This window comes from Prosthecobacter algae (assembly GCF_039542385.1).
GTDB classification, from domain to species: Bacteria; Verrucomicrobiota; Verrucomicrobiia; order Verrucomicrobiales; family Verrucomicrobiaceae; genus Prosthecobacter; species Prosthecobacter algae.
In genome coordinates, this window is record NZ_BAABIA010000006.1 from 158,247 (window position 1) to 171,168 (window position 12,922).

General features: G+C 58.0%; 13 protein-coding genes. 5 read left to right on the forward strand and 8 right to left on the reverse strand.

The genetic code is table 11. The features are described from left to right. Positions 1-23 precede the first annotated feature (23 nt). The gene (locus ABEB25_RS15320) at positions 24-875 is read left to right on the forward strand and encodes an SMP-30/gluconolactonase/LRE family protein (RefSeq protein ID WP_345737294.1); all 852 of its coding nucleotides are present in this window, start codon (positions 24-26) and stop codon (positions 873-875) included. Between the two features lie 10 nt (positions 876-885). Continuing rightward, positions 886-1,770 (forward strand): prenyltransferase/squalene oxidase repeat-containing protein, encoded by an 885-nt coding sequence (locus ABEB25_RS15325; protein ID WP_345737295.1) that lies wholly within the window; start codon positions 886-888, stop codon positions 1,768-1,770. Positions 1,771-1,938: 168 nt separating this feature from the next. Here the strand turns inward: ABEB25_RS15325 and ABEB25_RS15330 are convergent, their stop codons facing one another. The 8 genes from ABEB25_RS15330 to ABEB25_RS15365 form a co-directional block, all read right to left on the reverse strand. Next, positions 1,939-2,259 (reverse strand): type II toxin-antitoxin system RelE/ParE family toxin, encoded by a 321-nt coding sequence (locus tag ABEB25_RS15330; RefSeq protein ID WP_345737296.1) that lies wholly within the window; start codon positions 2,257-2,259, stop codon positions 1,939-1,941. Next, positions 2,256-2,525 carry an addiction module protein gene (locus ABEB25_RS15335; protein WP_345737297.1) on the reverse strand — a complete coding sequence of 90 codons (270 nt, stop codon included), beginning with the start codon at positions 2,523-2,525 and terminating at the stop codon, positions 2,256-2,258. Before ABEB25_RS15335 ends, ABEB25_RS15330 begins: the two co-directional genes overlap by 4 nt. A 47-nt stretch (positions 2,526-2,572) precedes the next feature. After that, entirely contained in the window at positions 2,573-5,665 is a 3,093-nt protein-coding gene (locus tag ABEB25_RS15340; RefSeq protein ID WP_345737298.1) for a c-type cytochrome, read from the reverse strand. Between the two features lie 106 nt (positions 5,666-5,771). After that, positions 5,772-6,776 (reverse strand): hypothetical protein, encoded by a 1,005-nt coding sequence (locus ABEB25_RS15345; RefSeq protein ID WP_345737299.1) that lies wholly within the window; start codon positions 6,774-6,776, stop codon positions 5,772-5,774. 2 nt (positions 6,777-6,778) lie between these two features. Further along, positions 6,779-7,687 (reverse strand): hypothetical protein, encoded by a 909-nt coding sequence (locus tag ABEB25_RS15350; RefSeq protein ID WP_345737300.1) that lies wholly within the window; start codon positions 7,685-7,687, stop codon positions 6,779-6,781. Between the two features lie 14 nt (positions 7,688-7,701). Next, positions 7,702-7,932, reverse strand: coding sequence for a hypothetical protein (locus ABEB25_RS15355; RefSeq protein ID WP_345737301.1), 231 nt, complete (start codon positions 7,930-7,932; stop codon positions 7,702-7,704). Between the two features lie 458 nt (positions 7,933-8,390). Next, positions 8,391-8,552, reverse strand: a complete 162-nt coding sequence (locus tag ABEB25_RS15360) for a hypothetical protein (RefSeq protein WP_345737302.1) — start codon at positions 8,550-8,552, stop codon at positions 8,391-8,393. Between the two features lie 131 nt (positions 8,553-8,683). Beyond that, on the reverse strand, positions 8,684-9,139 hold the full coding sequence (locus ABEB25_RS15365) for a hypothetical protein (protein ID WP_345737303.1): 456 nt from the start codon (positions 9,137-9,139) through the stop codon (positions 8,684-8,686). Between the two features lie 323 nt (positions 9,140-9,462). Between ABEB25_RS15365 and ilvB the strand changes: the two genes are divergently transcribed. From ilvB to ilvN, 3 genes are all read left to right on the forward strand, one after another. Further along, entirely contained in the window at positions 9,463-11,190 is a 1,728-nt protein-coding gene (ilvB, locus tag ABEB25_RS15370; RefSeq protein WP_345737304.1) for a biosynthetic-type acetolactate synthase large subunit, read from the forward strand. Between the two features lie 64 nt (positions 11,191-11,254). Beyond that, on the forward strand, positions 11,255-12,040 hold the full coding sequence (locus ABEB25_RS15375; RefSeq protein ID WP_345737305.1) for a DNA-methyltransferase: 786 nt from the start codon (positions 11,255-11,257) through the stop codon (positions 12,038-12,040). 42 nt (positions 12,041-12,082) lie between these two features. Further along, complete coding sequence (ilvN, locus tag ABEB25_RS15380; RefSeq protein WP_345737306.1) at positions 12,083-12,628, forward strand: acetolactate synthase small subunit; 546 nt, start codon at positions 12,083-12,085, stop codon at positions 12,626-12,628. Positions 12,629-12,922 lie beyond the last annotated feature (294 nt).

Genomic DNA, 12,922 nt, shown 5'->3' on the forward strand with positions numbered 1-12,922 from the left:
CCCCTCGCTATCTCCTCGGCTCCATGATCACACCTGAAATTGTCGGCACATACACATCCGTCTGGGGCGAGGGCCCGCTTTGGGACAAGAACCGTCTACTCTATGTGGACATCGAGACGCACAAGATCATCTCTTTCAATCCGGTGACCGGTGAAGAAAAGATCTGGGATGTGGGTCAGCGTGTCGGCACCGTAGTGGCGCGTGAGCAGGGCGGTCTCTTGTGGGCAGGCGACCAGGGCTTCTTTTTCCTGGATGAAGAGACGGGCATCAGCACACCGATTGCCGACCCCGAGCCTGAACTCGCCGACAACCGTTTCAACGATGGCAAATGCGATCCGCAGGGCCGTCTCTGGGCGGGAACGATCAACCTGAAGAAGCGCCAGGAAGCCTCCCTTTACTGCCTGCACACGGACCTCACGGTGGAAAAGAAATTTGGCCCAGTGACGAACTCCAACGGCATCATCTGGAGCCGCGATGGTGCGACGATGTTTTACATTGATACGCCAAGAAAAAAGATCCGCGCCTTTGATTTCGATGGCAGCACCTCCGCCATCAGCAACGAGCGTGTCATCTGGGATACGAGTGCTGATTCCAGCAGCCCGGACGGCATGACGATTGACAGCGAGGACCGTCTGTGGATCGCCTTCTGCCACGGTGGCAAAGTCGTTTGCTTTGACCCTAAAACCCAGGCCGTCGTTCAGCAGGTGGACTTCCCCTGCGTGGAAACCACCGCCTGTGCTTTTGGCGGACCCGAACTGCGGGATCTTTATGTCACGACCGGGGTGAAGGGAGACCTCAAAGAAGAAGCGGCAGGCCGTCTCTTCGTCTGCCGTCCAGGTGCCCAGGGCGTGCCGAGCGTGGCCTTTGCCGGATAATCACACGCTCATGTCTTTCCGGCTCGAAATGCTCCAGGTGGCCCGCGTGGCTCCAAAGCTCCTGGGGGATTCCACGGAGCTCGTCGCGCGGTTCCTTCGCTCCCGCTTTCACCCGAAAGGCGGTGTCATGGACCGCGATGGCAAGCCGGACCTCTATTACACGGTCTTTGGCCTGGAAGGCCTGCTGGCTCTCCAGGAAAAGCCGCCCAGCGAATTGACACGCTCCTGGTTAGGCAAGCATGGCGATGGCGAGGGGCATGACTTCGTTCATCTCTGCTGCCTGGCCCGCTGCTGGGCCACGATTGGCATGGACGGCCTGCCGGAAGCCTCGCGCACTTCCCTGGCCGCCCGCATTGAAAAATACCGCACGCCTGATGGCGGCTATCACCAGGCCCCTAACCGCAAGAATGGCAGCGCCTACGGCTGTCTCATTGCCTGGGGAGCTTATCAGGATCTCGGCCTGCTGCCGCCAGATGCGATGAACATCGCCCTGTGCATGGACAGCCTGGAGACGCCCGACGGCGCGTGGTCAAACGAGCCCGGCATCCGTCTCGGCTCCACCACGGCCACCTCGGCCATGCTTTCCCTTTACCGTCATCTGCAAATGCCTGCGCCCCCGGCCAGTGTGGAGTGGCTCGTCCGGCAATGCCTCCCCGGCGGCGGTTTCCTGGCCATCCCTGGGGCTCCGATCCCTGATCTCCTCTCCACCGCTGTGGCCCTGCATGCGCTGTCCGGCAATGACGCCGCCATCGAACGCGTGCGCGAACCCTGCCTGGATTTTGTGGATAGCCTCTGGAGCGCCGAAGGCGGCTTCCACGGCAACTGGACCGACGACACCCTGGACCCGGAGTACACCTACTACGGCCTGCTCGCCCTCGGGCATCTGGCGTTGTAGCAGCCCCCCGAAATCCGCAGTGCTACATTCACTCTGCTGGTGTCTAGGCTTTAGCCGACTCCCAGGTGCTTCGGTTCTTCCCTGAATCGCCTAAAGGCTACACACCAGCAGAGCTTGCGAAGCGTTGTCGGTTGTTCAACATGAACTGACAGTGTTTCGAAGCGTGGATTACAACAAATCCTTTCCTTCAAGAATGCGATTTCGCCAATAGTAGGGACGGCGTTTGGCGTGGGCGACAGCAAGAATAACCACCTTTTCCTTCCAGACCATGTAAGCGATGTAGTATTCCCCAAATCGTGGCGTCAAATTAACGCGCCGGACGTCCTTCCTGCGGACATTGAACATGAAGGGATTCTGACAAATTTGATCGCGATAATGACGATAGTGTTCGTCGAATGAATAGGCCAGCTTGGCATCAATGCCGAGGTAGTGATCAACAGCATCCTCCAACTCTTGTTCGGCTGCCGGATGGATCCGCCAAGCGCTCATGCGCTGTGACGCTCAAGCCCGTGTTTGGCAAAGAGGGCATCCATGCGGCGGTCTGATTCCTCTGCGGAGATCAGTTCCACGCGGCCTTCGATGACATCCTGCATGCGACGGTCTATTTCGGCGTCCCATTCGGCTTCGATGGAGGCGGCTTCATCATCGGCTGGAGGCAGGACGTACTCGTTTTGGAGATCGCGCAGGAGGGCCTCGATCTCATCAGGACCGAGACTGCGGATCTCCTTTTTGATGTGCTCAACGGCAGCCGTCATGAAGCCAATTTAAGGCATCATGACGAATTTGTCCACGCAGGAAGGGGCTATTTGAAAGCCTTGTCCTTCTCGTTCCCACCGCTGATCAGGTAGGCGATGAGGTCCAGCAGTTCGTCCTGATTCAGGGCATTGATGAGGCCTGGAGGCATCATGGACACCTTGCGGGTTTCCTTGCTGGCGATCTCGCTCTCATTGATGGCCGTCTGGTCATTAGGGGCAAAGGGATTGGCCATCACAAAGACCTTGCCGTTCTCTTCCACCACGATGCGGCCCAGGATGGTGCTACCGTCTTTTTTGGTGATCTGGTGGCTGTCATACTGGTCGGAGATGACCTTGCTCGGGTCCACGATGTTTTCCATCAGGTCGCGCATGGTGTAGCGGTTGCCGCTGCCGGTGAGGTCCGGGCCGATGCTGCCGCCGTCGCCATTGAAACGGTGACAAGTGGCGCACATGACGCTGCGGTACATGGCCTCGCCATTTTTGAAGTCGCGGCCTTTGAGCCCACCGCTGGTGAGGGCCACCACTTCATCCACGCTCCAGGCGCGGCCCGGGCCTTTGGGAGCCACGTAGTTCGGGATGTCCGCGCCTTCCACCTTGCTGCTGATGGCATCCATTTCGGCACGCTCGGATTCCGGCACAAAGGTGGCCAGGGAATCTTTGCGGATGTTTTCAATGAAGCCCTTGAAGCTGTTGCCCCCCTTCCAGGCACGGGCGCGGGGGAACCAGGAGAAGAAGGTCTTGCGCAGCTCCGGCGTCCAGCCGGCCTTGGCATTGCGCAGCGAGAACATGTAGGCGATCTGCTGGGCATTCGGGCGGCTGCCGGCAGCGGCACGCGCAGCATTGGCATAACCATCATTGCGACTGAGCACCGCATCTGTGGCCACAGCCTGGAAGTCATCCTTGGCCTGCGCCATGAGGGCGAGCGTCTTCGCCGGAGCCTGGGTGGAATCCAGCACAATGAGGATCTGGGCCAGTTCGCGGTTGATGCTGTCATCTGCGCTTGGGAAAAGCGGCTCCAATTTTTCCACGATGCCTTCGCACACTTCAGGTGAGGGTTTGCCCAGGCGGATGAGGATGAGCTGAAGAGCACGCAACGCACCCAGGTGCTGGTTCAGGCTCAGTTCGGCCCCTTCCAGGCGGCTCAAAGTCTCAAGCATCTTGAGCTGCAATTCCACCTTGTCGGGTGAGACATCGCCAATCGGGGCCGATGAAGATCCGGCGGCGGGCTTGGTCGCAGGGGCCTCGGTCTTGCTGCCATTCACACGGGCCAGGGCGATGAGGCCTTCGATGATGGCCATCGGCTGGGTTTCATTCAGCGCCTTTTCCTGCCACAGATCCTGAGGCAGCCTCTCGATGGCCACACGGGCCGCATAGCGCACATGGCGGTCGCTGTGGCTGAGGTAGGGCCAGGCGGCGGCGAGGATCTTTTGCGGATCTCCACCGTCCTGGTGCATGGCCTCCAGAGTCTGGCGCATGCGGGATTCTTCATCCAAAGGCAGGGCCTGGACAGGCGCGGTGGATTCCTCGCCCACATAGGTCACACGATACACGCCCGACTGGGTGCGGCGACCGCCAATGGCAAAGTACATGGCCCCATCCTGCGGGTGAATGATGACATCGGTAAGTGGCAGAGGTTTGCCAAAAACGAACTCTTCTTTTTCCGCGAGGAAACTGCCGCCTTTTGGCTCCAGGTTGATGGCCCACATGGTACCGTAGGTCCAGTCATTGATGAAGACAGCGCGCTGATACTTGGCGGGGAATTTGGCCCCTTTGCCGCTGACCACGCCCGTGGGGCTGCCAGGGCCGATATCCAGTGTGGTGGGCAGGCTGTCTGGGTAAGACTGCGGCCATTTGCCACTGCCGCTGCGCCAGCCATAGTCGGCCCCGCTCACGCAATGGTTCACACGGGTCGGGCGATACCAGGGGGAGCCGATGTCCCACTCCATGTCCGCATCATACGTGAAGAGCTCGCCGCTGAGGTCGAAAGTGATGTCGAACTGGTTGCGGAAGCCATAGCAGAAAAGCTCCACGTCCTTGCCCTCAGGCGTCATGCTGCAGATGAAACCACCCGGGGCCATAATGCCGCGTGCGTGGCCATTGGCATCCCACATGCGGGGCAGGATATGGTCCTCGTCCCATAGCTTGGCCGGGCGGCTTTTATCGAGCACGTCCGGCAGCTTGGTGTGGTTGCCACCGTTGAAGTAGATGCGCTTACCATCCGGGCTCACCACCATGCTGTGCAGGCCATGCTCACCACCGCCCGCCATGGTCACCAGCTTGTCGATCTTGTCATACTGATCATCGCCATCGCTGTCCTTCAGGCGGTAAAGGCCATTGTCCTTGCCGTTCTCGTTCACCATCACATAGAGGCTGCCAAAAGCGTAAAGCAGGCCGTGAGCCTTGCCGAAATCCACCTTCAGCTTCTCCGGCTTCAGCAGCTCCGTCTTGCCGATGGCAGGCACGGCCATGCGGTAAAGGCTGCCATACTGGTCACAGGCGATCAGGCGGCCCTTGTCATCCGTGGTCAGCGCCACCCAGGAGCCCTGCTCTTCTTTCGGCACCGTGTAGAGAAGTTCCACCTTAAAGCCTTTCGGCACCGTCACATCCGCAGCAGCCACCACCGTGCCGTCACCTTTGGCGGAGCCGATCTTGCCATCGAACACCTTCCCCCAGGGGCCCACACCATAGGCACCCAGCACCACCACGGGCTTCCACTCGGTCTTGCCGGTCGCGGTCGCCTGCCACTGGGCATTCGTTTCGATGACCTCCACGCCGCCCTGCTGCTTGGCCAGCTCCAGCTTGGCGATCAACCCTGCACTGCCGCCCTTGTTCGTGGCCTGAATTTCGATCGTGTTCGTCGCGCCCAGCTCCAGCAGCTTGATAACATCCAGCTTCACCGGCTTCTGCCAGTCCTCATTCACCGCCGCCTTTTTGCCATTGATGAAAACCGTGGCCCCGTTGTCACAGGTCACGCTCAGCAGGGCTGACTTTGGAGTCAGCTTCAGGTCAAAGCTGTGTTTAAAAGTCGCCTTCTCCTGCGCCTCCGCCTTTTTGGCAGACCAGATCCACTGCGGCTCCGCCTGGAGCGCTGGAAGGGATAAAAGAGACAGCAGGGTCAATAAACGGGCCGGAGTGGTCATGAGGAAAATAGGGCGTAGAAAACGCAGCGAATAGGGCAAGCCTTGCAAGAGAAGCTTCGTCGGGATCTTCGATAGTTTTAGTCTGAACGACTGCCAAACAACCAGCCTAAAACACCTCATCCAAATTCTTTGCCTTCTGCAGCCGGGCTAAGGAAGTGTACCGGGGGGCCTGCGGAGCCATGACGCGTCCTCCTGGGATCAAAGGAATTCTTTGGATGGGCTTGGCGCGCTCCATGAAGTTGAGCACGTATTTGCCCGTGTCCTTCCAGGGTTCGATGCTGGCCACCTCAGCCACATGCGTGATGGCGGATTCCGGGGCTACCTGGTAGGTGGCCAAATATTTGATCCTGTTCAGCATGCTGGAATGGATGCGGATGGCATACCAGCGGTTCTCGCCCAGAAAGGTCTCTTTGAAACCCTCTTCACGGGCAGAAACCACCACCGTATCAACTTCCGCCGGATCTATCGCCGGAGTGTTGCCGATATCCGGTGCGACGGTGGCGCTCTGCGCGCTGAGGTCGTAAAAGAAGGGCTCGAACTGATAGACCACCTGTTCCTGCGCAGACCGGTAGCGGCCCAGAGTCAGAGTCTCCACGGGGAAACGCAGGGAACTGCGGACGATGCTTTCCAGCTCCTCATCCAGTTCATCAATGATGACAAGGCAGTTGAAGGCATTTTCCGGATAGATCATCTGCTCCAGGAGGTAGTCCAGATTGCTGAAGCCGTTGGCATGCGCATAGGCCTCACAGCGTGCCACGGTTTCAGGGCTTTTCAGAATGTGGTCGCGCAGGATCTCCTTCATCTTCTGCGGGGTGCTCTTGAATGAGAGGGAAAAATTCAGCAACTGCTGGGCGATGTGCCGCAGGGGATCATGCTTGGCCAGTTCCACCTCCACCAGATAAAGCACCGGCCTGCGCGGGCTGGAAAAGTCCAGCAGATACCCATCCGGGATGTTCTGCGTCTTGCCACGCTCGCCGATGAGCTTCTTCACCTCCAGGTACACCCGGCTGTCCCCAAAAAGGGTGGCCTGAACTTCTTTGATGGCAGTTTCCAACTCGGCCTCTTTGTCAAAGGGCCAGGGCTGGTAGTGGGTTTGTGGGGTCCAGAGCATGTTTAAATAAAAATGGGCTCATTGATATTGACTACTACAACTGCACTACCCTTTACGCGAAGTGACCAGACTTGCCCGGACGCCTTAACGAGCTCATAATCGAGAGAACTTTCGGTAATACCCGCAGCTTGTGCAAGACGTCGCCTCGTATCGGGATTAAAGGCCATGATATCTCTATCGAGTTGTTCTAAAGAATCAATTATGCGGTCAGCGGCTCTAAGAACTCGCATGGGAGTGCCATCAGCCATTAAACCTCCACCCGGGTTAGAATATACGTCTTTTTCGATTTGGATTGGAGCATTCACATTGGCATTCCTGAGCTTTTTACGTTCCATTGGATCACTGACATCGCGACTAAGCCCCACAACACCCTTCATTCTAAACGGCTCAAGTACCTGAGGCCAATTATTTCTCAAAATAGCGATAAGTTCTTGGCGAGTCCAAACTTCAGGATGTTTTTGGGTATCGTGCGAGTAAATGTCTATAAAGTAGGCATCCTTCAGATGAAATAACACAAACATGACTGGTCCAGTTGAAGCAAAAAGTTTGTCCGTTGGTTTATTTTTACGATTACTGATATGCAAATGCTGAATACCCCAATCTGCCAGCAATCTATCCAACTTTTCTGGTTTATGATTGCTCCTTCCAAGGTGTCCTGAGATATCTTCACCAGCCGCAACCTTTTCGAAGATCGCATCGGCTGCGCTCTGCTTTTCTGCATCCATATGCTTGAGCTTTTCATTAAATTCCGAACTGCGGTGAACCAGACGCGGAGATATTGTAATAGTCTTGAGCTTCATGTGAAGCACAAGATGGAGAACGGCCTCTAAATCTTGAGCTTTAGAATGATCAACTCCATAAGCATCAAGTTCTTCGCGAACCAAACCTTCCGCTTCCTGCATCAAATTCATATTAATACGCTTACTTAAATTTTGCCAGTGGGACGATAGAGGTCGATGAAATTGGTGCTATCCCCACCGGGGACTTTGACGGGGTATTCGAAACTGTATCCCTGGTGATGATTGTGCGCTGGCTGGGGCAGGCCCAGAAGCCGGGTGAGACCGATGAGGAAACTCTGCGAATTGGCACGTTCATTGGCCTCCGCCTTGGACCAATGATCAATAAATTCTTCGGGGGAGAGTGTGGCTTCAGGCATTCAGGGAGATACCTATGAAAAACGAGCGGGCGATGAATGGCAAGAAGAGACGCCAGAATTGATTTCCCCTTTTGCGGGCCAGGGAGTGTGGATAAGCAAGTGGCTGCCGGAAAACGCGAAGCGTCCCGGAGTGCGGTGGCAGAGAGACAAGGGGCCAGCCCTTGGCCTCGGCGACACCGCTTTCGCCGGAGCCAGCAGGGGTGATGATTCCACCCTGCTTTTTGTTAGGCGATTCATCACGCCCGGATGCCAGAGTCAGGGGATTTGCGGGTCTCTATGTGATTGAAATCTGAAGACGCGTCACGCGGCCCCCTCTGCGCTCGGATGGTGAAGGTGAGGTCTGCCTTTGGCCTCCGCACGAAAGCGGTGTCGCCGAAGCCTGACGGCTCCGGCTTCTCTGCCACCGCACTCCGAGACGCTTCGCGACTTTGGGAGGTCCACGTTCCCCTCTGGGGCTGTCATTCAGCCTCGCGCCGAATGTCCGGTTCGCATTCCTCCTCACCGGCACAGCAACTGCCTTTGGCGATGTAGCATTCGTCGCAGATGTGCATGTCGGCCACGGGATGGGCTTCGGGGCGGCCGCAGAAGTCGCAGGGCTGGGAGGCGGGGGTGGTGGACATGGCTGCCTCTATAAAGACGGCGGGCGGCCTGCGAGCCAGATGAAATTTCGCGCCTGCCCACTCTCCTCAAAGAAGACGGCGGTCCTACAAAAGGACCGCCGTCAGGAGAAAGATGCTTTTGAACTGCGCGATTAGCGCATGGAGGCGGCAGGGGCGCGTGGCTTCGGCGGTGGGTTTTCGCCAAGGATGAGCTTTCTCAGCATGGGTCGGATCTTCGCATCCGTGTGGCCGAATTTGCTCATGTCCGAGCCACTAGTCTTGTACTCGACGCTGCCCGTCACCTGGCCGCCCTGGTGGAGCTCGGCCTTGAAGTAACGGAGGTACATGGCCAGATCCCAGGCCCAGTTGGCGGTGAAGGTGAGGTAGGGTTCATTGGTCGCAGGCGGTGCATCCACCAGGGTGGTGGCGATGCCCATCTCCTGCACCTGCTTCACCACCTCTGGCTGCATGCCGGACATGTGGAGTTTGGTGTTTTTGACAATCGCCAGCTTGGTCAAGGGCGGATTCGGGGCGCTGCCGGTGTACTTGAGGGAGTTGCACTGGCAGAGCAGGAGGCTGGTGGCGAGCAGGACTAGGAGGTTTCTCATGGAAGCCGTTTTGTAGGTCGAGGCAGCATTCTTCTCAAGATGAGATTGAAGGCGCGAGTTGACTTTTTTTCACGACCGAGAAATTCCAAGGAGGCTTTTAAACAGCGCCGATGCGATTTGGACTCACTTTGTTCAAAAAACGGTCATTTTAATGAAACTGGAATCACCCATCATGCATCACTTCATGAAAAATCGGCAATTTTCAGCCCGTCATCACGCGCAAAAGACCCCATTTACCCCAAAAACACCTCATTTTTAGATTGTAATTTCCTAAAACCCGCGCAAACTAGCCTTCGAAAAAGTAATTTTCATCTGACAACCCTATGAGCACACCCCAATTGGATGGCGCACAAGCGCTGATCAAAACCCTGGCCGATCTCGGCATCGAATACGTGTTCGGTTATTCCGGCGGCGCCGCGATCCCGATTTTCGACGCATTGGAAACCATGAAGACGAACATGAAATTCGTCCTCGTGCGTCATGAGCAGGGTGCCGTCCACATGGCCGACGGTTACGCCCGCGCCACAGGCAAGCCTGCCGTGGTGCTGGTGACCTCCGGCCCTGGTGCTGGCAATACCATCACTGGTCTGATGACCGCCCAGATGGACAGCGTGCCGATGATCGTGCTCTGCGGCCAGACGGTGAGCTGGATGCTGGGCAAGGATGCCTTCCAGGAAGCGGACATCTTTAACATCACGGCCCCCGTGGTGAAGCACAACTACCTGGTGAAGGAGACCAACTCCATCCCCCGCATTGCCCGCGAGGCCTACCACATCGCCACCACCGGTCGTCCAGGCCCGGTGCTGATTGATATCCCGAAGGACAAGAGCCAGGGTGCCTTCACCGGCAACTATGATGAGCCGATGGACCTCCCTGGTTACCACCCGGAAGAGGCCTTCAACATTGATCCGAAAGGCATCAAGGAAGCCGCCCGCCTCATCGCCCAGTCCAAGCGCCCGATCATCCTCGCTGGCCAGGGGGCCATGATCGCCCGTGCCGACAAGGAACTGCTGCAACTCGCAGAAACGCTGGGCTGCCCGGTGACCACCACCCTGCTGGGCAAAGGTGTGTTCCCAGAGACCCACCCGCTGTCGCTCGGCATGCTGGGCATGCACGGCACCGCCTATGCGAACAAGACCATCTGCGAGGCCGACCTCATCCTCAACGTGGGTTCCCGCTTTGATGACCGCATCATCGGCAAGCCGGACAAGTTTGGCCGCAATGCCACGCTGATCCACATCGACATTGATGCCGCCGAGTTTAACAAGATGATCAAGGTGGACGTGGCGATCAAAGGCGATGCGAAGGCCGCCCTCAGCGCCCTGCTGCCCCTGGTGGAAAAACTGCCCACCGAAGATTGGCTGGAGCACGTGGACGGCTTCAAGAAGAAATTCCCCCTCGGCTACAAGAAGCAGGGTGGCCTGCGAATGCAGCAGGTGATCGACGAACTGTACAACCTCACCCAGGGCAAGGCCATCGTCACCACCGACGTGGGCCAGCACCAGATGTGGGCGGCCCAGTTCTACAAGAACGACGCTAGCTATCACTGGATCAGCTCCGGCGGTGCCGGCACCATGGGCTTCGGCTTCCCTGCCGCCATCGGTGCACAGCTCGCCTGCCCAGACAAACTGGTGGTTTCCATCTCCGGTGACGGCGGTTTCCAGATGACCCTGTTTGAACTGGCCACGGCCGCGATTCACAAGCTGCCGATCAAGATCATCGTGCTGAACAACAGCTACCTGGGCATGGTGCGCCAGTGGCAGGAACTGTTCTTCGAAAACCGCGAAAGCGGCGTGGACCTGGTGGGCAACCCCGACTTCGTGAAGCTGGGTGAAGCCTATGGCATCAAAGGATTCCACATCCGCCGTCCGGCCGATGTGGAGCGCATCCTGCAGCAGGCCCTCGATTACAATGAAGGCCCGTGCATCATTGAGGCCGAGTGCATCAAGTATGAAAACGTGTTCCCGATGATCCCTGCAGGCGCTGCCCTGGAAGACATGATCATCGAGGCACCGAAGCATAAGATGGAAAAGCCGACCGGTTCCACGTGATGAAGCGCGGCCAGCCGTGCCCTGCCCTCTGCGGCAGGGCCCCCTGCCGCCCTTCCCTGCCTGCATGAAACTCAACACCGTCATCAAAGGTGATGCCCTCAAAGAGCTGAAAAAGCTGCCTGATGCCATCGCCCAGACGGTGATCGCCGACCCTCCCTATTTTAACGTCCTCGAAGATGAAGCCTGGGACACGCAATGGAAAACGCCTGAAGACTACCTCGCCTGGTGCGAGAGCTGGGTGGCGGAATGCCTGCGCGTGCTCAAGGACGACGGCCTCGGTTTCATCTTCGGCCAGTTAGGCAAACGCGAGCACACCTTCCTCCACCTCATGTCTAGGCTCTGCCAGCAGCACCAGTTTCACGATCTCATCATCTGGGATCGTGCAGTGGGCTACAATGAGCGGCGAGACAGCTTCACCCCACAGTATGAGATGATCCTCGTGCTGCGGAAAAGCAAGGCGGTGAAGTTTAACAAAGGCGCGGTCCGCATCCCCTACGATGCCGACACCATCACCGCCTACCTGCGGGACCCGCGCTATAAAAACAAGGAGGCCCGCAAGAGCCACCTGGACCAGGGAAAATTCGCCACCAACATCCTCCGTGTGCCCAGCCTGAAAGGGCTGACCAAGGAGAAATGCGGTCACCCCAGCCAGAAGCCGCTCGCGCTGATTCACAAGCTCGTCGCCTGTGCCTCGGACGAGGGCGACCTCGTGGTGGACCCCTTTCTCGGCAGCGGCACCACCGCCATCGCCGCCGAAAGCCAGGGTCGCCAGTGGATCGGCATTGAGCGCAGCGCCGACTACGCCAAGCTGGCCCGCAAACGCCTGAAGACCCACCGCGCCTCCGCCTAACCTTTTTTAGTTCAACAAACCTTTTTCAAACACATCAGTACCATGAGCGACCGCATCCCCGCCACCACGGACAAAAAGCCCGCCCCGCAGGCGGACATCATCAACATCCACACGCTGAGCGTGCACGTGAACAATCAGCCCGGCGTCCTCGGCCGCATCTGCGCCGTCTTCAGCCGCCGCGGGTTCAACATCGAGTCCCTCGTCGTGTCCCAGACACGGGATCCCCGCTTCAGCCGCATGACCATCGGCATCAGCGGCCATCCCGAAGGCTTGCACCAGATCATCATGCAGGTGAACAAGCTCATTGATGTGATCCATTGCGTGGAGCACACCGACCGCGACGCCGTGGCCAAGGAACTCGTGCTGGTGAAAATCTCCGCGGGTCCAGATCAGCGCACCGAGATCCTGCAAATCGTGGAACACTACGGCGGCAAGACCGTGGACCTCCAGGAAGACAGCCTCATCGCCATGATCACCGGCAACACCGACAAGGTGGACGCCGCCGTGCGCCTGCTGAGCAAGTTCGACATCGTGGAAACCGTGCGCACCGGCAAGGTGGTGATGGCACGCGGCCTGGAGACGACCTAGTCGCCCAGCCGGGACGCATTCACCCAACGCAGTCCTTTGAAGGAGCCGGTTTCCCCGGCTCCTTTTTTTATGCCTATCAAAGAGGTAGCTACCTCAAAACTTCTGCAGCAGCGCGTGTGAATCAAAGCCCAGGTGGGGCGCGTTGTCCCCAACGCGCCGCCGTGTCTCAAAACTTCTGCAGCAGCGCGTGTGAATCAAAGCCCAGGTGGGGCGCGTTGTCCCCAACGCGCCGCCGTGTCTCAAAACTTCTGCAGCAGCGCGTGTGAATCAAAGCCCAGGTGGGGCGCGTTGTCC

Bases quoted from the DNA above. Each gene is read 5' to 3' on its own strand.
- ABEB25_RS15320 (WP_345737294.1), top strand. From the start codon at position 24: ATGATCACACCTGAAATTGTCGGCACATACACATCCGTCTGGGGCGAG.
- ABEB25_RS15325 (WP_345737295.1), top strand. From the start codon at position 886: ATGTCTTTCCGGCTCGAAATGCTCCAGGTGGCCCGCGTGGCTCCAAAG.
- ABEB25_RS15330 (WP_345737296.1), bottom strand. From the start codon at position 2,259: ATGAGCGCTTGGCGGATCCATCCGGCAGCCGAACAAGAGTTGGAGGAT.
- ABEB25_RS15335 (WP_345737297.1), bottom strand. From the start codon at position 2,525: ATGACGGCTGCCGTTGAGCACATCAAAAAGGAGATCCGCAGTCTCGGT.
- ABEB25_RS15340 (WP_345737298.1), bottom strand. From the start codon at position 5,665: ATGACCACTCCGGCCCGTTTATTGACCCTGCTGTCTCTTTTATCCCTT.
- ABEB25_RS15345 (WP_345737299.1), bottom strand. From the start codon at position 6,776: ATGCTCTGGACCCCACAAACCCACTACCAGCCCTGGCCCTTTGACAAA.
- ABEB25_RS15350 (WP_345737300.1), bottom strand. From the start codon at position 7,687: ATGAATTTGATGCAGGAAGCGGAAGGTTTGGTTCGCGAAGAACTTGAT.
- ABEB25_RS15355 (WP_345737301.1), bottom strand. From the start codon at position 7,932: ATGCCTGAAGCCACACTCTCCCCCGAAGAATTTATTGATCATTGGTCC.
- ABEB25_RS15360 (WP_345737302.1), bottom strand. From the start codon at position 8,552: ATGTCCACCACCCCCGCCTCCCAGCCCTGCGACTTCTGCGGCCGCCCC.
- ABEB25_RS15365 (WP_345737303.1), bottom strand. From the start codon at position 9,139: ATGAGAAACCTCCTAGTCCTGCTCGCCACCAGCCTCCTGCTCTGCCAG.
- ilvB (WP_345737304.1), top strand. From the start codon at position 9,463: ATGAGCACACCCCAATTGGATGGCGCACAAGCGCTGATCAAAACCCTG.
- ABEB25_RS15375 (WP_345737305.1), top strand. From the start codon at position 11,255: ATGAAACTCAACACCGTCATCAAAGGTGATGCCCTCAAAGAGCTGAAA.
- ilvN (WP_345737306.1), top strand. From the start codon at position 12,083: ATGAGCGACCGCATCCCCGCCACCACGGACAAAAAGCCCGCCCCGCAG.